We start from the raw sequence: 18,397 nt of genomic DNA, 5'->3' as shown, positions 1-18,397 counted from the left end.
TTCTTTGAACACCACTTACCATCAGGAGTGGCATTAATGTTTGATTCCAGTCGAGGTTTTTTGCGTCACTCCTCCATGAGACGGATTTTTTATTATCATTACACGAAGAGCCATAGCGTCACTACTTTACTGATGATTCATGGATTTGCTGAGGCTTCTTTTATTTGGTCAAAAACCGCCCAGGAAATCGCGAGTAAGTATAATTGCGATGTTATTGCCATCGATCTGAGCGGGCATGGGCGATCAGACTGGCGTGAAGATGGCAATTATAATACTGCCAATTATGCGGATGACGTTGAGTTCGTTATAAATGAGTTGAATATAAAATCGCTTATTTTAATTGGGCACTCTATGGGGGGGAGAATTGCCAATGAGCTGCTGAAAAGAAAAGTATCCGGTGTGTGTGGAATGGTGATGGTTGATTTCTGCCCGAAAATGAGTGGCGGTACGCCATCAAACTACGTGGCGAGAAATTTCGAAAAATCGGTGATAAGGTCATGGTCGATTGATGAGTATGCCGGTTTCATCAGCAATACCAGGCCATTAATGCCGGGAAAAGATATTAAGTGGTTGGCAGGGGAGCTATTGGTAAAAATAAATGGCAGCTATTTTTTTCATGCGGATCCACGCATTTTAAGTCATAGTGAAAATCACAGCACTAATGAGATATCGCCGGCCAAGGCTTGTTCGATTCCCATTTCGATAATCAGAGGGTGTTTCTCCTCGTTTGTCAGCGAACATCAGGCGCAAGATTATCTTCGCGACTTTAAACTCTCGAAATATTACAACGTGGCAAAGTCTGGCCACGGATTGGTCATTGAAAATAATAGCGGGTTCAATATGGCGCTCTATGATTTCATGCAGATGATCCCCGGCATAAAAAAACTGGTGTGATCGTGTCTTTATCGACACACTGGCCGATAAAATTTTAGTTTAAATACATGTAATTATGATTTACGTGTGCGCATTTAAAGCTTGCAAGGGTTTCGCTTAACCCTCACGGCTACCCGCAGCGCGTTTTGCCACACATGGCCGCCGCAGGATGCTATCGGCATTAAGAAACTGAGGTGGAAATAATGGCGCCACAGGCAATTGCCGCGTGCCGTTCTTCGGTTTTGATTTCATTTTTATTTTACCTCATTTGTTGTTTTATTTTAATTTATAATGGATACTGTTTACTCTTTCTGATAATACCCTTCATGTATTAATCATTGAAATCATTGGCAGCGAAATGAGTCGCTATCCGGGTGTGAATTGAAATCCTTATGTTTAATCAGGCTGAGTGTCGCGATCAAAAATAATCTCTGTTAATTTTAATCGAGGTGTTTCAAGCATGTTTAGCGAAAATGAATATGTAAGAGTGACATTATACATTGCATTGCTGTTGAGTGTTCCTGGTCCGACCAATACATTGCTGTTCTGCGCAGGTTACACGCAGGGTTTCGTGAAAAGCCTGAAGCTGATTTTATCGGAATGGATAGGGTACTTTATGGCGGTTACAGCCTGGGGAGTCTTTTTTACCTATTTGGCACAACACGAAAATCCGGTGTTAAGCATCATTAAGTTGATGTCTGCATTTTACGCGGCTTATTTGGCGATAAAGGTGTGGCGCTTTTCGCTTCATCAGGTTCGCGGCAATGTGACTTTCGGCACGGTATTGATTACAACGTTGCTAAATCCAAAGGCTTTTTTATTTGCGGACTCTATCATTCCTCCATCGGCTTTTCTTTATCAAGACAGTTACTTTCATGCCATGCTCTGCTTGTTATTGGCACTATTACCTGTTTCCCTCATATGGACTTATTCAGGCACCCTCATTAATTTCAGTGAACACTCAAATTACAAGTTAAAACCCGTACTTTTTTATCGCAGCGCCTCGCTGGTTATCTCATTTTTTGCCGCGTCGATGTTTTACAAATCGGTTTCAATGATGCTTTAGCGGTTGCTCAACCGGGTTGAGCAGGGGCCGCATGCGTTAATTGCCAAATAGCCTGGCGATGTTTTGCCGAACTTCTGGCTGGAAAAAGGTTTTCTCATGCATGAGGACTTCTTGCGCGGTATAGTTCGGCAACTGGGCACGCAGATTTCGGGTCAGATGATCCTTTAACGTGATGAGAGACAAACGGGGTTTTTTTACCAGATCCCTGGCGATGGACAAAGCCGCCGCTGCGACGTCCTCCCTGGGATAAACCGGGAACGACACGCCTCTTTGTTTCAACGTTTCGCCGCGATAATTATTCCCCAACATCAACATCTCGCCCCCTAAAGCCAGACCCAGTTTCTCCGGTACGATAAGGGTTCCTCCCATGCCGGGAGTAAAGCCGTACTTCATAAAATTGGCGGTATAAATGCTTTCCTTGCTCATAATCACAAAATCGGCAAAGAGCCCCATCACCAGGCCGCCTCCCACGGCATGCCCCTGCATGGCGGAAATGACCGGGATAGGGCATTCAAGGGGCAGGCTGTAGATGTTAGTGTCCGTGAACTTTCCCTTTCCTGCCTGCAAGGCAAACAGATCTTCCTGAGTTCCCCCTGTGGCGAAGTAGTTATCGTAGCCTGTAAGAATGACGGTTTTATAGCGCTCCGTCGTTTCAACCTGTTTGAACGCCAGGATCAGTTCATTGACCAAAGCGCGTGAAAAGGTGTTCTTATAGGCGCGATCTTGCATGCGTATCTGGGCGATTCCCGGTTCTATCTCCTGAAAATCAATGACATTCGTCGACATTTCTAGGCCTCCCAAGGGTATTTGCCCGTTTGTATGTAACGGTTTATTTTTCTGATGTTGTCCTCATCTGAAAAAATCTCCACATTCATCGCCAAAGCCGCTGATTTTTGATCGCCAACCCGCGTATCAAGTTCCGCCATGTAGGATTTGTAACGCACGATGGCTGATTTTGATAAACAGCTAAGCCGTTGAATATGCTTTTTAAGGAGCAGGTCGCTGTTATCGCCATAATCGTCAACCAATCCCCAGCAGTGAGCCTGTTCCGCCGACACTGGCTTGGTCATTAGCGTCATATAATGCGCTTTTTGTCTGCCTATCTTGTGTATCAGGAAAGGGAGTACGCAGGCCGGCAACAAGCCGAATAACATTTCAGACAGGCTGAACAGAGCCCGATTGTCGGCAATGACGATATCGCTGGCAGCAACGAAACCTAATCCTCCTGCGTTGGCCTTACCCTTGACATGGGCAAGGCTGATGTAAGGCCCGCTCATCATATCTTGCCAGACAGAATAAAGGATTTCCGGATCCTGAGGCCGGCCACCGCTACCGTTTCCGGCTATATTTCCTTGTTCGATAGCCTGCAAATCTGCGCCGAAACAAAAGACCTCAGGTAAGCCCTCAACAACCAAAATGTTGATTTTATCGCGAAACTCGCTGATGGCCGCCCGACACTCGATGGCAAATGCTTCATTGATCGTATTGCTGGCTTCAGGCCGGTATATTTGCAGATATAAGACCGAGCCTTCCTGCCGCAATCGTAGCGTTTGATATGACGACATGGTCAAACCCATTCATATTCACGATGAAACTGGTTGATGCGTCTCAGAACCAGGCGCTGAGAGGCTCTCGATCCTGCATGAATTTGCGGGAACAGGCTCAGATCCAGCTCGACGTTTTTGGTGCCGAAGCTGACGCGCTGGTTGCTGTAAAGCAAAGCGTCATATTCATCCATGGTCAGTTCCCGGCGGTTGTCCAGGTGAGCGCCGATGCCCATTTGCCTGACGCGCCGGGCACTTTCAGGTGTGACTACGCCGCTGAAAAACTCGGAGCAGCAGCCAGAACCGTACGAAAAACAGCCGATGCGCTGTGCTGATTGAATATCGGCATTCGCCAACGTACTGAGCAGTGAAAGCGCTAACGTCGCGCCCATAATATTGCCGACGCGCTGGCAATAATTTAGCCCGGGAATGACCCGACGGGCGAAGTCGGCTTCAATATCCTGCGGGGCAGCGCGAACCAGTTTGCGCATCATGTTGCGATGAGCGCCTTTGACCATTCCGCCGAACGGCGTATGGAAGGCCAAATAGCCAAAGGTGTTCACATAATCAATGTCGGCGGTACGTTTCTCGTACTCCTGATAGGCTTTTTCACAACATTCCAGGTAGGCCAATAATGACAGGTCCGAATCCCCGGTTTCCATGTCGGGAATAGGTCTGCAGGTATCCATCACTTCATAGCCGTAATACCCATTCGCCCCGACATCGATTTGAAAAACGTGCGGACTGTCGCTGACCAGCATGGCCACGGCGCCCGAACCACCGCTCGGCTCGGCAAAAGACCAATCCTGGCGGGTCGTTGCGGCATTTCCCTCCTCCAGGATGAAACGCGTCATATCGGTGGCGATAACAAGCGCCTTGCTGCCTGGCGATGTCTGAGAAAGGATCGTATTCACCGCCATTTGCAAACCGGCGACGCCGGAGTAGCAGGCCGTTTTCAGTTCAAACAAGCGACAATTTCGCTTTAATCCCAGGTAGTGGTGCACGTAGGTGCTGAGGGATTTGCCGAAGTCGATGCCTGATTCCGTACAGGTAATCAACAACTCAATGCTGTTTTTTTCTGCATCACTCAGAGCATCCAGAATGGGTTTGGCGGCATTGACGGCAAAGCTGACGGGATCTTCACAGGGTAAACTGACCGTTTTTTGCTTCATCAGCAGATTGTCGAAGCGTGATATATCCAGCTGACGATGTTGCGCCAGATCCCTGACATTGATATGGCTTGTGCCGCAAAAGGCGTTTATCGCTTCAATTCCAACGGAAATCATAATGCCTCTTTTCGCGAGGTTACAGGGGAGGTTTACGCCGTTATTGGCTGACATGTTCCAATACAACACAGGTATTAATGCCGCCGAAACCGAAAGCATTGTTCAACGCGATGGCGATCGGCTGGTTTTGAGCCTGTTGCCCGACAAAACGGCAGTCATTGTCGATGGGGTTTTCCAGATTCAAATTCGGATGCAGGAAGCGCTCTTTCATTTGTATCAACGTGGCGGCCGCTTCCACTGCGGCGGCGGCATACAGGCAATGTCCCGTGAGGCTTTTGGTGGAGTTAAGCCAAATCTCCCGATGGTAGGGGCCAAAAGCGTGCTTGATGGCGGCAATTTCAGTTTCATCTCCCTGCAATGAACTGGTGCCGTGAGTATTGATGTAGTTGACCGAGTCATAAGAGCGATTCGCCGCCAGCAGCGCCTGGCGCATCGCGCGCGACTCACCTTCGCTGTTTGGGTTGCTGCCGCGGTTGGCATCCAGGCAGAGGCTGCCGCCAAGCACGCGCCCCCAAATCGGCGCATTGCGCTCATTGGCGCTTTGCTCATTTTCGAGCAACAGGCAGGCGCAGCCTTGGCCATAGACAAAACCTCGCCGATTATGATCAAAAGGGCGGCAAAGCCGCGCGGCATCGCATGCGTCGCCTTCAGTCAGCAAGGCGCCGCTGTTTTTGAAAGCCTGTATTTCCGGCGGTGACAAATCCGCCATAGCGCCGACGACCAGACAAGCCTGCGTAACCCCTGAAGCGATTTGCCGGTAGGCGTGGAGAAGGCCGGTGTTGCCGCTGGCAGAGGCCCCGCCCACGGTGTAGCCTTCTCCGCGAAGGGTTAAAAGCTCGCTGATCAGCGCCAGTTGGTTGGTATCCATAAAGCACAACGCATGGCTGGCGGGAACAAACTCTGGGCGATCAACATAAGACTGACGGATTTGATATTGATACTTTTGTTCGATGTTATGCCCGGCAATGATGACCCCTCGTTGTTCGGGAGGATAGGGACACCCGTCGGCAAAAGCGTCATGCCAGGCTTCGAGCGCGGTTGCGAGCGATAAACGGGCACTTAGCGGCGCTTTGGCACCCAGGCGCAACGCATGATTCAGCGTTTCCTGCGAGAGGGGTAAAGATGCCAGTGAAGTTTTGTAACTGTAGTCCGCCAGGCTGGCCTTGATTGCAGGAAATTCGTTGATATGACACTTAATGCCGCTGATGCCTGACTTCAGAGCTTGAGTAAAGGCGGGTATTCCAATTCCATTGGCAGCAGAGACGCCTAAGCCGGTCACAACGACATGGTTCATCATACGCCCCTGGTCTTACTTTACTGAATGCGCACTTATACAACAGAGCAGCATATGCAAATGAAATGGTTACTGCGCTTTGGTGTGCAGGAAGCTGACTAACTCACCGATGTTTTTTAGAGAAGCGGCTTCGTGGAGAGGGAATATGACATCAATGGCTTCCATGCTTGAGAGGAGAATATCCGCACGGTCAATTGAGTTGGCGCCTAAATCTCGCATGCTGTCTTCTTGAGTAATAGCACCGGCATCCAGGTGTGGCAGGGTTTCCAATAGGTTTTTTACGATGATGTTGAATATGTCTTCTTTACTCTTTGGGCTCATACACTGCTCCTTACTTGCATGGGTGAGTATGAATTAACATGAATGAGAATGAATTTCTTAATTTCAACGCCAAAGAGGAACATCAGGGTTAATTATCCCCTGATAATGAAGCTCGATCGAAAAACCGGCTTTTCTTTATTATTGATCCTCAGGAATTAACCAGGAATAACCAAGTTCAATCAAGAATAATCATGAAGAATGCTTAACTTTTTGCTTTGTTGGCAATCTTATATCAGGGAAAATAAAGGAGTGTCAATTAGTATTTATCAATTTTTTTACAGTTTTGTCACCTGCAGTTAGCGCCTGTTTTTGGCGCATTTTTGTATCCAATCCGGATGCTTTCGCAGCTCGATCGGCCTTGAGGATAGCTGCCCACGGGAGGGAATAGGCTCATCGCAATGCAAGGTGGCCGAACTATGCTGCTGGTGCCCGCTATCGTGTTTCTCGCTGCACACTCACTTTGGCAGTCGATACCCGACAGGGTAAACGAGCAACGAGAGGGGTATGATATTATTCATTTAAAATCAATTTGATGTGATTTTTAACCCGGTGTTGCTTATGCGGCGTTGCGTTACTCAGCCGTTCCGCAGGTATCTTCCTTGACCATGCAGTAATGCGTTCTCGGCAAGCGTCTTTACGCTGTCAGAGTCGCAACCCGCGGCGTAAGGACAAGATGGTGGTTATCACTGCCGACTCAATGAAACTGTTCATTTTATCAACATTACACGAGGCGGAGGGCGCTCGCCAGTTGGGCTTGCATGCTGAAAACGTTTAGTGTGACTTAACATTAACACCCCTGTTTTCATTAAGAAAATCTAATTAAATGTTAATATTTAAACCAATTGAAATATTTTGAAATAGTTTTTGCGCGACAGCTCCATGTGTCATTTTAAGTTTTGGTTATAGTTGTTGGGATCTAAATATATTGAAATCGAACTTTAAGTGAAGAAGCCTTCCAAGGTTAACCAAACTATTCATGCATATTGGTGAAGGGGTCGTGATGTCGGCGTACACGTTAAGTGACAGCAGTCTTATTGTTTCTGGGCATGTGGTACTGAACGAACCTATTCTTCCGGCGATGGGATATATTCATTTTGTTGCGTCATCATTATTGAATAATAACGACGCTAATAATGCTGATGGCATTTATCCTATGCAGTTAAAAAATGCAGTCTGGTTCTCGCCGATGACTCTGGATAAGGCGACCTGCGAGGTGAACATTGTTTTTGGCGATGAAGATGATGATAAAACTTACTGGGTTACGTCAAAGGTGCCGGGTAAGGCGACAAAGCGCCATGCGACGGGCGTAGTGTCATTCGATTTTAACGCTGCCGAAGCAAACGAAAGGCCGGTTGGCTCCGTATTTCCTCTGCCCGATATCACAGCGCAAACCTTCACCCATAGGCTGACTCGTGATGACATTTACCGCCAGTTTCTGTCTGCCGGCATTGATTACCGGGGCAATTTTCAGTGTTTGCATGCGCTGCACTGCAACCGAACGCTTTTTTGGGGCCAGATCTGTGCGGATGAAGGCAGTCTGACAGGCATTCCTTCTCCCTACATCCTCGACGCCGCAATACAAACGGTTTTACTTGGTGCCAGAAAAACCCTATGGGGTGACCGTCCTGAGCAAATTCATGTCCCTTTCTCGTTAGACAATATCTTGATCCACAAGCCATTAATGCCAAAGTGCGATGTTTTTTCTGTCCCAAGACAGGCGTCTTCACACTCGCCTGAGAAGGGGGTTTTCGACGTGCTGATAGTCAGTGAATCGGGGGATGTACTGGTGGAGATGAAAGGCTTGCATATACGGGCATACCATAAAGCCGGGCAGGGTGAACAGAGCGCGCTTGCCGCCGCGCCAACGGAGGCGGGGCAAACATGGGCAATCGCCGCCACCTTTACGGCAGAACCGATCGTTGAGCCTCTGCAGACCTGGTTCTCCCAACTGAACTGGCATGATCGCATCACGTTTGCACCGTACAATCAGGTTTACCAGGAGCTGCTCAGTCCGCAGAGTGTGCTGGCGACAAACGCCGCAGGCGTAAATGCGATTCTGTGTCGATTAGAAGATCTGATCGCCAATGATGCGGCGCCAGCGCCAAGGAAAAATGGCGTTCCTCAGGTTTCACCGGAGCAAATCAATCATCATTTGACGAATTGTGAGCGCTTCGTCCTGCCTAACGGTATGGAGATCGCGCATCTGAAACCCTATGAAACTCGCTATCTGTACGAAGAAATTTTCGTAGAGAAAACATACGTGAAACACGGTATTTCCTTTGCGCCAGGGGATGTGGTCGTCGATATTGGCGGCAACATCGGCATGTTTTCCCTGTTTGCTATAACTCAATGTCCTGATTTACGTATTTTTTCTTGCGAACCGTCACCGATTTCCCACGCCGTTCTTCGCAACAATCTCGCACTCTATGCGCCTGAAGCCAAAGCGTTGCAAGTGGGCATTGCCGACAAAGATGGCGAGGCCGAATTTGTTTTTTATCCCAACTCTTCAGTGTGGTCCGGGTTTCATACCGATGACGCGGAAGATGGCGAAGCGCTGAAAAAATCCATGGAAAATGAGGTGGCCAAGCATCTTGGCGCCATGGACGGTGAGGTCATTCGCGAACATTTGGATGCAATGATCGGCGAACGACTGCAAAAACAAACTTATCAAGTGCAGATGCGTTCGTTGACCAGCATCATGCAAGAGCATCATATAAAGACTATCGATCTGTTGAAGGTAGATGCGGAAAAATGTGAATGGGACATTTTAAGCAGCATTGCCGATGATGTCTGGCCGAATATTCGCCAGATCGTAGTTGAAGTTCATGATAAAGAAGGGGTTACGGCAGAAAAAATCGCCCGACTGCTGCGTGATAAAGGTTATGAGCTGGCGGTAGTGGAAGAGGACATGCTTAAGTCTTCCGGGCTCGCCAACTTTTATGCCAGACGTCCGGCGGTTCAGGCTGACAATGCGCCGCGTTTGTCCCCCGTTGAACAAGGCGTCCGCGATAACTTTAACGATCTGCTTACCCTGGTCGGAGAACAGCCGCACCGTCGTCAAGGCCCGACGCTCTTCGTGCTTTGCCCGCCTTCCCCCGCCATGCGTGAGCGGTTTTCCGCTACCTTGTTAACGCAAGTCGCTCAGATGATGCATCGCATACAGGGCGATAAGGCGGAGATTCGCTGTATTGACCTGAATCATCAGCTGCAGGCTTATGGTATTACCGACTATCACGATGACGTGCGTGATGAAATGGGACATATTCCCTATACGCCTGCATTTTTCGATGTGATCGCCGCCGTTCTCGTGCGCCATGCCCATGCCGGCCGGCGTCCGCCTTATAAAGTGATCGCCCTGGATTGCGATAACACGCTGTGGTCTGGCGTAGTCGGCGAACAGGGCGCTGCGGGCATCACTATCGATGCGAATTTCCGCGCCTTGCAGCAGTTTATGTTGCGCCAAAAAGAGCGGGGAATGTTGCTATGCCTGGTGAGCAAGAATAACCAGGAGGATGTAAAGCAGGTCTTTGACAGCCGTGACGACATGGTGTTGCAATGGGATGATTTTGTTGATGTGCAAATCAACTGGAACGCCAAATCTGACAATTTGCAACATCTGGCAAAAACGCTGAATCTGAGCTTGGACAGCTTTGTTTTTCTTGATGACAGTCCGATTGAATGCGCCGAGGTCTCTGCGCGTTGCCCGCAGGTGCTCAGTTTGCAATTGCCGGAGAGTAACGACGCCATTCCCGGGTTCCTGGCGCATGTCTGGGCCTTTGATCACGTGCGCAGCACGACAGATGAGGATGCAAAACGCACCCATCTTTATCAGGAGCAAGTCCGGCGTGAAGCGTTCCGCCAAAGTGCATTCAGCATGGAGGCGTTCATTCAGGGGCTTGGCCTTGACGTCACCCTCCAGCCGGCCACGCCGGATCAGGCGGAAAGGCTGTCTCAGCTAACGCACCGCACCAACCAGTTCAACCTTGTCAAAGCGCCATACTCCGCCGGAGATATCCTTTCCCGCATTCAGCATCCTGAGCAGGGGTGTTGGAGCATCCGCGTTTCCGACCGCTTTGGCGATTACGGCATCTGCGGCCTGTGCCTGTGTTCCGAACACGAACACGCCTTGTCCGTCGATGGTCTATTGCTCAGTTGCCGCGTGCTGGGACGCGGTGTTGAATATCAGGTGTTGAATGCGCTGGGGCGAATCGCTCTGGAACGGAAGAAGCACACTGTGGGGATCCACTTTACAGCCAATGATAAAAACCAGCCGGCGGAAAACTTCCTGCGCGGCCTCCCGGTAATGGTGCGGGAGTCGTCCGGTATTTGGGCGTATGCCGCACCAGCCGCCGTCTTGGCCGAACTGGCATTTACCCCTTCGCCTCAGGCTATGGATTCAGCGAGTGACAATGCGCCTTCTGCGCAGAAGACCGCCTCTCTGCCGCACGGGCAATCACAGGATACGCGGCAAATGCAGCGGGTTGCCGAGCAGCACGGTCGGCTCTCGCTGCCGCAAACCAACCGGGCATGCCCACCGATGACAGCATATCAGCCAGACGACATCGACAACGATGCCGTTTTGCATTTCATCGATGCGGCCATTGAGCAGAGCCTGCATGAATGCCTGAAGGCAAGGGTGGATATCGACGAGACCAAAGCCTTTTCCGAGTATGGCGTCGACTCCTTCGCCGCCATTAACCTGGCGGTCAAATTGAACGCCGCTTTCTCGATCAGGCTACCCAGCACCGTGCTCTTCGACTACGGCTGCGTCAGTGATTTGCGCCGTTATCTGCTGGCAAATTATCGCTCTGCCATTGTGGCGCGCATGCAACCGGCGCAACAGCCAGACGCGGTGCCTGCCGATGATGCTGGCCGTCGCGCCAGGGCTCCGGTGAATCAAAACCGAAAAACCGCGAATGAGGCCGGCGAACAGGCCCAATACGGCGGGGATATCGCCGTCATTGGCATGTCTGCGCGCTTCCCCGGCATTGCGAACACTGACGAGTTCTGGTCGATGCTGCTGGCAAGCGGCAACTGCATTTCTGACGTGCCGGCAGAACGCTGGGATATTGCGGCCTATTACGATGAGGATCGTTCCAAACCGAATAAAACCTACGGCCGCAGGGGCGGTTTTATCGAGGACATTGATAAGTTTGACGCGTCTTTCTTTGGTATTTCCGGTAAAGAAGCCAAACAGATGGATCCTCAGCAACGCCTGTTCCTGCAGGAAAGCTGGCACGCGCTGGAAGATGCGGGATATGCCAACCGGGACATCAAAAACAAGAAGTGGGGCGTTTATGCCGGCGCGGATGCCGGCGATTACCAAGCTAATCTGCGGCACCATGGTGTTCCGTTAGACGCCTCTTCATTCATGGGGAACGACTCGTCGATTCTGGCGGCGCGCATCGCTTACTTTATGGATATGAAAGGTCCGGCGATGGCGATCGATACCGCGTCTTCGTCGTCTCTGGCCGCGGTGCATTTGGCCTGCGAAAGCTTGAGAAGCGGCGCGGTCGAAATGGCGATCGCCGGCGGCGTGTCAATTCATACTACCGCCAACTTCCATATTTTATGCGCGAAGGCCGGCATGCTGTCGGCTGATGGGCGCTGCAAACCTTTCGATCATCGGGCCGACGGTTTTGTTCCGGGAGAGGCGGTCGGCGTTGTTGTCCTGAAGCGCCTGCAGGATGCCATTAACGATAAAGACCCTATTTATAGCGTGATCAAAGGATCCGCCATGAACCAGGATGGCAAAACCAACGGGATCACCGCGCCGAGCAGCCGTTCGCAGACCGAGTTGATTTGCCAGGTTTACGATGAACTGAATCTCAACGCCGATGAACTGACCTATATCGAGGCCCACGGCACCGGAACCAAACTGGGCGACCCGATAGAGATAACCGCCCTGACAGATGCCTTCCGCAGACAAACCCAACGCATCGGTTTTTGCGCCATTGGTTCGGTCAAAAGCAACATCGGTCACTGTGTTCATGCGTCTGGAGTCAGCGCGCTGATCAAGCTGTTGCTGTCTTTCAAACATCGCCAGTTGCCTCCCAGCGCCAACTATGACCAACCGAACCCGCTGATCCCCTTTGAAGAAACGCCGTTTGTCGTCAATACCCAGGTTCAGGATTGGCAGCCGAACGCTGAGGGCAAACGGATAGCCGCAGTGAGCTCATTCGGTTTTAGCGGGACCAATGTGCATATGGTGCTTGAAGAGTTTAAGCCTGCGAGTGACGAAGGGGCGCCAACAAAACAGCTTAATGCGCGGGATCACGAACCCGCCTTGTTGTTGCTTTCCGCAAGAAGTGAAGCGCAATTGCACCTCCTGGCTCAACGACTGAAAGCGTATCTTCAGCAACACTCACCGCAGACTCTCGGCCAGCTAAAGGATATCGCTTATACGTTGCAGCTTGGACGAGAATCCTTGGGCCATCGTCTGGCGGTTGCCGGAAAAAGTGAGGCGGAGATGCTATCGGGGCTGGAGGACTACCTCAGCCGGCATGCATTTGCGCAAACTTATCTCACCGCCGCCGTGACACAAGGCGAGCGGAATAAAGGCAACAGCGCGGGGCAGCAGGCGGAGATCGACCGCGCCATGCAGCAACACGACCTGAGAGGGCTGGCCGGGCAGTGGCTGGAGGGGCGGCAAATTGACTGGTCTGCCTGGTATCCGACGGCGCGCCAACGCGTGGCCAATCTGCCGCATTATCCTTTCGAACAAGAACGTTACTGGTTGCCCGAAAGCCCGGCCCGCGCCATGCCGCATGCCGGGGCGATATCTGCGGCCGATGTCTCGCCGGCAATCATGGCCGTTCCCTTGGCTGAAAGTGCGCCGGGCAAGCGAGTGCTGGCCGCCTTGCAAACCTTCCAGTCGGCGGATTTGCAGGCAGATATAGCCTCCATCCCGCTAACGGATGAAGGCCAGGGCGTATTCTCGCTGCGCCTTCATGGCACCGACGGGGTTTCGGCCAACCATCTTTCTCACATGTTGACGGCGTTAAAACGCCGCACGGACATCAGCGTTCTGTTGCTCTGCGGGGATGAGCAGGGATTTCTTGCCGATATTGAGCATGACCATGAACTGTTTTTGCAGCATGCCTTGTACCGTACCGTGCTGACGATGCCGTTTCCTGTGATCGCCGCTGTGCCTGGGGATTGCAAAGGGTATGCCTGGTTGCTCGCCTGCCTGTGCGATTTTGCCGTCTTGAGCGCAACGGCCCGCTATCACTACGCCAGCGGCGATCAACGGGTATCGCAGCCGTTGTATCACCTGCTGAGCGAGCGTTTCACGCCCGCTGCCGCTCAGGCCTTGCTGACCGACGCGCGGCAGCAGGAAGGCCGACAGTTGAAAACGCTGGGGCTGCTGATGCCGGTTTTCCCGTCGGCAGAGGTTATTGGGGAAAGCCTGAAACTGGCGCGGGAGCTGGCGAAAGCGCCCAGAGAAGCGCTGGTTCAATTGAAGCAGCATTTGGCGGCCACGCTGGTCCAACTCTCTGCCGTGCCGGCAGACAGCCCGATCGCGTTTACGCCGGACGCCGCAGTTGCTGGTCCGTTACTGCCGGAAAATGGGGTGCAGGCGTTCGAAAACGGCCAATTGCCGGCACCGTCTGGCCAGCCGCGCAAAGTGGTGCTCAGCTCCGCAGTTATCGAGGCGGAGGCGTATGACAATGGCGTACTGTTGGTCCGATTATGTGAGCGTGAAAGCCGTAATAAATTCTCGAAAGCCTTCGTAGCCGGTTTTGAAGAGATCTTTGCGCATATCCGCCAACATCACGTTTATAAAGTGGTGGTGCTAACCGGATATGACCATTATTTTGCCAGCGGCGGCACGCTGGAAACGTTGCAGGCGATCCAGAAAGGCGAAGCGAAGTTCACCGACGAAAAAATCTTCGCCTTGCCGTTGGAATGTGAAATTCCGGTCATCGCTGCGATGCAAGGGCATGGCATCGGTCCGGGATGGGCCGTAGGTATGTTTTGCGATGAGGCGATCTTCAGTCTGGAAAGCGTCTATTACAGTCCGTATATGCGTTACGGATTTACCCCAGGGGCTGGGGCGACGCTGATTCTTCCCAGCCGGCTGGGCCTGGATCTCGCCAGGGAAGCGCTGTTTACCGCCTGCGAGTATAAAGGGTATGAGCTCCTGCAACGCGGGCTCAAAAATCCGGTGCTTGAACGCGCCCGGGTGTTGCCCTTTGCGCTGGCTGCCGCCAGTGCGGTCGCCCAGAAATCGCGCGCTGAGCTGGTTGCCTGGAAAACGCAACGCTCGCAGCCTTTGCGAGATCGCGTCGAAGTGAACTACGCACAGGAGCTTCGGATGCATGACCGGACTTTTGTCGGCAATCCAGAGGTGTTATCGCGTATCCAACGGCATTTTAACCACGGGGAATCGATCGCTCCACAGCAAGGCGCTCACGCGTTGACGGTGAATGAACCGCATTCCGTCGGCACCGGGCAGCCTGCACAAGACACGCCTCAGGCGCTGTTTGATAAAGTTTATGTTCTCCTGCGGCGGATGCTGACCGAAGAATTGCAAATCAAAGCCGAGCACGTTGAAAGCGAGCAGCCTTTTGTCGACCTTGGGCTGGATTCGATTACCGGCGTCACCTGGGTGAGAAAAGTCAATGCGGAATACGGGCTCTCGCTCAACGCCGCCGACATCTACAGTTACCCCAATCTGAAACTCTTCACCGCGTTGGTGATCGATAACGCGGGCCTCAGTGCTGCCGTGGCTGACCCTCATGCCGTTAAAGCGAATAAGGCCAAAGACGTCGTGCCGGCGCTGTCCGCCGACAGCCTGGCCGCAGACAGCGCCGGCCATGTGGAAACCCCGTTGGCCAACGTGCTGGCGTTTTTAAGCCAAACGCTGTCTCAAGAGTTGCAAATTAAAGCGCAGGCGATCGATCCCGACATCGCTTTTGTTGATTTGGGCCTGGATTCGATAACCGGCGTCACCTGGATCAGAAAGATTAACCAGCACTTCGGTCTGGCGCTGAATGCAGCGGAAATATACAGCTATCCTACGCTGCAAGAGTTCGCCGCGCTGGTGCAACGCTACGCCGTGGCGCCAGCGCCGCTCAGTCAGGCGCCGACCGAACCTACGGTGCAATGGCATGAGGCGCCGCTGCCGGCCGCCAGGCCGGAAGAGCGGGGCACCCAGCGTGCAGACTCGCCGGCAATGCCAGAATCGGCGTCTGCCGCAGGTCAGGCGATTGCTATCGTCGGTATGTCCGGCCAGTTCCCGAAAGCGAAGAATTTGCAGCAGTTCTGGGAGAATTTGCGCACCGGCGCCGACTGCATTTCAGAAGTGCCTGCCGAACGCTGGCCGGTAGCGGCGTTCTTTGACGCTAACCCGCAAGCACCCGGAAAAACCTACTCCAAATGGATGGGGGTGCTGGACGATGCCGACAAGTTTGATCCGCTGTTCTTCAATATTTCTCCTCGCGAAGCCGAGCTGATGGATCCGCAGCAGCGGGTATTTCTTGAAGCCTGTTGGGGTTGCATAGAAGACTCGGGGTACAACCCTGCCGATTTGTCCGGCAGCCGATGCGGCGTTTTCGTCGGATGCGGCGAGGGTGACTACGAAGCGCGCTTTGGCATGGAACTCAATGCGCAAACCTTTATGGGAAATGCCGCGTCGATTCTCGCCGCGAGAATCGCCTACCACCTGAATTTGCAAGGGCCAAGTCTGGCTATCGATACCGCCTGCTCATCCTCTTTGGTGGCGATGGCCTCGGCCTGTGACAGTTTGGTGCTGGGCAATTGCGATCTGGCGTTGGCCGGCGGGGTGTGCGTATTGGCTGGCCCAAGCATGCACATCATGACCAGCAAAGCCGGAATGCTGTCGGAAGATGGGCGCTGCTTTACCTTTGATCAGCGTGCCAATGGCTTTGTTCCTGGAGAAGGCGTGGGGGTGGTGCTGCTGAAACGTCTGGAAGAGGCGATTGAAGATCGGGACGTCATTCATGGCGTGATCAGAGGGTGGGGTGTCAATCAGGATGGCAAAAGCAACGGAATCACGGCCCCGAACGGCAACGCGCAGTCGCGCCTGGAGCAGAAGGTATACACCCGCTTTGGGATCGATCCTGAGCGCATTCAATACGTAGAAGCTCACGGGACGGGCACCAAGCTGGGCGATCCCGTCGAAGTTGCAGGTTTAAAGCAGAGCTTCGCTCAATTTACCCGCCAAGCGAATTACTGCGCATTGGGCTCGGTGAAAAGCAATATCGGTCATACCCTGAGAGCCGCCGGGGTCGCCTCGGTGCTTAAGGTGTTGCTGGCGATGAAGAATCGCCAGATACCGCCCATGTTGCAGCATCAGGCGCTCAATGAACACATTGCGTTGGACGGCTCACCCTTTTACGTCAACCGGGAGCTTCGGGATTGGAGCGTGGCAGCGGGGCACCGCCGGCAGGCGGCCGTAAGTTCGTTCGGCTTTAGCGGCACCAATGCCCACCTGGTGATTGAACAGTTCTCAAGCGAGGAGGCGCCCGCCATCTTTACCGGGCAACCCGCCACGCGCGAACCTGCGCTGATAGTCTTGTCGGCGAAAAACGACGCGCAGCTCAGGCAAAGCGTCGTCAATTTGTTGGCTCATGTACGCGAACAGGCTGACCGGATGCGGGCGCAAGAAGGCCAGGCGGGAGAAGAGAATGCCTACCTGCACTCACTGGCTTATACCCTGCAAACCGGACGTGAAGCGATGAGTGAGCGGTTAGGATTTGTCGCGCACACGCTTGATGAGTTGCAAAGCCGGCTGGCAGCCGCGCTCGACGGCGAGCAGCAAACCCGCGATCCGCTCTTCCGTGGCAAGAGCAAATCACAGAGCGATGTGTTGTCGCTTTTTAACGTAGATGACGATATGCATGGCCTGGTACAAGCTTGGGCCGCCAAGGGCAAGTTCGCCAAACTCCTCGAGATATGGGTCAAAGGCGTCAATATCGATTGGGATATTCTCTATTTAACGGGGACGCCAGCACTCAGCCCTCGAAAAGTGTCTCTGCCGACGTATCCTTTTGCCCGTGAACGCTACTGGGTCGATCTGCCCACTGCGCCTGCCGAGGGGACTCAGGGCGTGCCGGCAGACGCGGCGCCCGTTTCCGGTACGCTTGCGCAAATGCATGATGCGCCGATGGATTTCACGGCTTATGAGAACCTGCTGGCGGCAGGCGCAATGTCTGCGCAAGACCGCCTCCCCGGATTATGGTTGCTGGAACAGGTGCTGAGCGCCTGCGAGTCATCCGCCCGAGGACATGCGGCTGAACTGAATTATCTGCTGTGGGGACAACTGGCCAGCGTACAGGACGCGGTAGATGGCCATATTCAAATCTATTTCTCCCACGAGGATGACGGTCTCTATTTCCAGTGCGTGACCGAGAAAGAGCATCAATCCGTGACTCATCATTTTGGTCAGGTCGCCCTGAACGCATCCGCCGGCGTCGGCAGCCGTGTGCAGGATCTGAGGGCGCTGGAAGCACGACTGGAAGTGCCTCATTACCAGCAGGCGGCGCTGCAAATCAAACGGACAATCGATGAAAGCGGGTTACACAACCACGCGGTGGCCGAAAAAATCTGTTTTGACGGCACACAGCTGCTGGTGCGGCTCAGCGCCTTTGCGCAACGGTCGCATCAGCCGCAGGCAACACGGTTCCGGCCGGCGCTGCTGACCGCCTGCTGGCAGTTGCTCTCGGCGCTAAATCGTTATTGTCATCCCCAAACGCCGGCGCATGGACAGTGGTACCCCTTCTCGCTGGATTCGATCATGACTTATAAGCCGGTTCCAGATCGCGCGACGGTCTGCATTTCCCCCGCGCCTGCGGAACATGCGTCTTTGGTGATCACCGGCGATCTCCCCGGATATGACCTGTGCGTGTACGACGAATCGGGCGCGCTTTGCCTGCGGCTCAGCAACTTGAAAATGGTGAGGGAAGAGGCCTTGCTCACCCTTGAATCGTCCGAACCCTGATCGCGCAGCACACTGATTACTGACCGAATAATCCGTACGGTTTTGCCA

General features: G+C 52.9%; 8 protein-coding genes. 3 read left to right on the top strand and 5 right to left on the bottom strand.

The features are described 5' to 3' along the window. Nucleotides 1–36 precede the first annotated feature (36 nt). Both QZQ97_RS05685 and QZQ97_RS05680 read left to right on the top strand, forming a co-directional pair. On the top strand, nucleotides 37–894 hold the full coding sequence (locus tag QZQ97_RS05685) for an alpha/beta fold hydrolase (RefSeq protein ID WP_311992629.1): 858 nt from the start codon (nucleotides 37–39) through the stop codon (nucleotides 892–894). A gap of 439 nt (nucleotides 895–1,333) precedes the next feature. Next, nucleotides 1,334–1,939, top strand: a complete 606-nt coding sequence (locus QZQ97_RS05680; RefSeq protein WP_311992628.1) for a LysE family translocator — start codon at nucleotides 1,334–1,336, stop codon at nucleotides 1,937–1,939. 36 nt (nucleotides 1,940–1,975) lie between these two features. Here the strand turns inward: QZQ97_RS05680 and QZQ97_RS05675 are convergent, their stop codons facing one another. The 5 genes from QZQ97_RS05675 to QZQ97_RS05655 form a co-directional block, all read right to left on the bottom strand. Further along, nucleotides 1,976–2,725, bottom strand: coding sequence for a polyketide synthase (locus tag QZQ97_RS05675; protein ID WP_062870846.1), 750 nt, complete (start codon nucleotides 2,723–2,725; stop codon nucleotides 1,976–1,978). 2 nt (nucleotides 2,726–2,727) lie between these two features. Then, complete coding sequence (locus QZQ97_RS05670; RefSeq protein WP_235601822.1) at nucleotides 2,728–3,504, bottom strand: enoyl-CoA hydratase/isomerase; 777 nt, start codon at nucleotides 3,502–3,504, stop codon at nucleotides 2,728–2,730. A gap of 2 nt (nucleotides 3,505–3,506) precedes the next feature. Continuing rightward, on the bottom strand, nucleotides 3,507–4,868 hold the full coding sequence (locus QZQ97_RS05665; protein ID WP_311992627.1) for a hydroxymethylglutaryl-CoA synthase family protein: 1,362 nt from the start codon (nucleotides 4,866–4,868) through the stop codon (nucleotides 3,507–3,509). Beyond that, nucleotides 4,810–6,063: a beta-ketoacyl synthase N-terminal-like domain-containing protein gene (locus QZQ97_RS05660; protein ID WP_073999804.1), complete on the bottom strand. Its 1,254-nt coding sequence runs from the start codon at nucleotides 6,061–6,063 to the stop codon at nucleotides 4,810–4,812. The genes QZQ97_RS05665 and QZQ97_RS05660 overlap by 59 nt, the downstream gene beginning before the upstream one ends. A 69-nt stretch (nucleotides 6,064–6,132) precedes the next feature. Next, the gene (locus tag QZQ97_RS05655) at nucleotides 6,133–6,384 is read right to left on the bottom strand and encodes an acyl carrier protein (protein WP_062870850.1); all 252 of its coding nucleotides are present in this window, start codon (nucleotides 6,382–6,384) and stop codon (nucleotides 6,133–6,135) included. Nucleotides 6,385–7,360: 976 nt separating this feature from the next. Between QZQ97_RS05655 and QZQ97_RS05650 the strand changes: the two genes are divergently transcribed. Beyond that, nucleotides 7,361–18,349, top strand: coding sequence for an FkbM family methyltransferase (locus tag QZQ97_RS05650; protein ID WP_311992626.1), 10,989 nt, complete (start codon nucleotides 7,361–7,363; stop codon nucleotides 18,347–18,349). Nucleotides 18,350–18,397: the final 48 nt, after the last annotated feature.

The organism is Serratia sp. root2 (assembly GCF_031931805.1).
GTDB classification, from domain to species: Bacteria; Pseudomonadota; Gammaproteobacteria; order Enterobacterales; family Enterobacteriaceae; genus Serratia; species Serratia inhibens.
This window is presented reverse-complemented; position numbering and strand designations above follow the sequence as displayed.

Bases quoted from the DNA above. Each gene is read 5' to 3' on its own strand.
- QZQ97_RS05665 (WP_311992627.1), bottom strand. From the start codon at position 4,868: ATGCTTTCGGTTTCGGCGGCATTAATACCTGTGTTGTATTGGAACATG.
- QZQ97_RS05685 (WP_311992629.1), top strand. From the start codon at position 37: ATGTTTGATTCCAGTCGAGGTTTTTTGCGTCACTCCTCCATGAGACGG.
- QZQ97_RS05655 (WP_062870850.1), bottom strand. From the start codon at position 6,384: ATGAGCCCAAAGAGTAAAGAAGACATATTCAACATCATCGTAAAAAAC.
- QZQ97_RS05670 (WP_235601822.1), bottom strand. From the start codon at position 3,504: ATGTCGTCATATCAAACGCTACGATTGCGGCAGGAAGGCTCGGTCTTA.
- QZQ97_RS05660 (WP_073999804.1), bottom strand. From the start codon at position 6,063: ATGAACCATGTCGTTGTGACCGGCTTAGGCGTCTCTGCTGCCAATGGA.
- QZQ97_RS05680 (WP_311992628.1), top strand. From the start codon at position 1,334: ATGTTTAGCGAAAATGAATATGTAAGAGTGACATTATACATTGCATTG.
- QZQ97_RS05675 (WP_062870846.1), bottom strand. From the start codon at position 2,725: ATGTCGACGAATGTCATTGATTTTCAGGAGATAGAACCGGGAATCGCC.
- QZQ97_RS05650 (WP_311992626.1), top strand. From the start codon at position 7,361: ATGCATATTGGTGAAGGGGTCGTGATGTCGGCGTACACGTTAAGTGAC.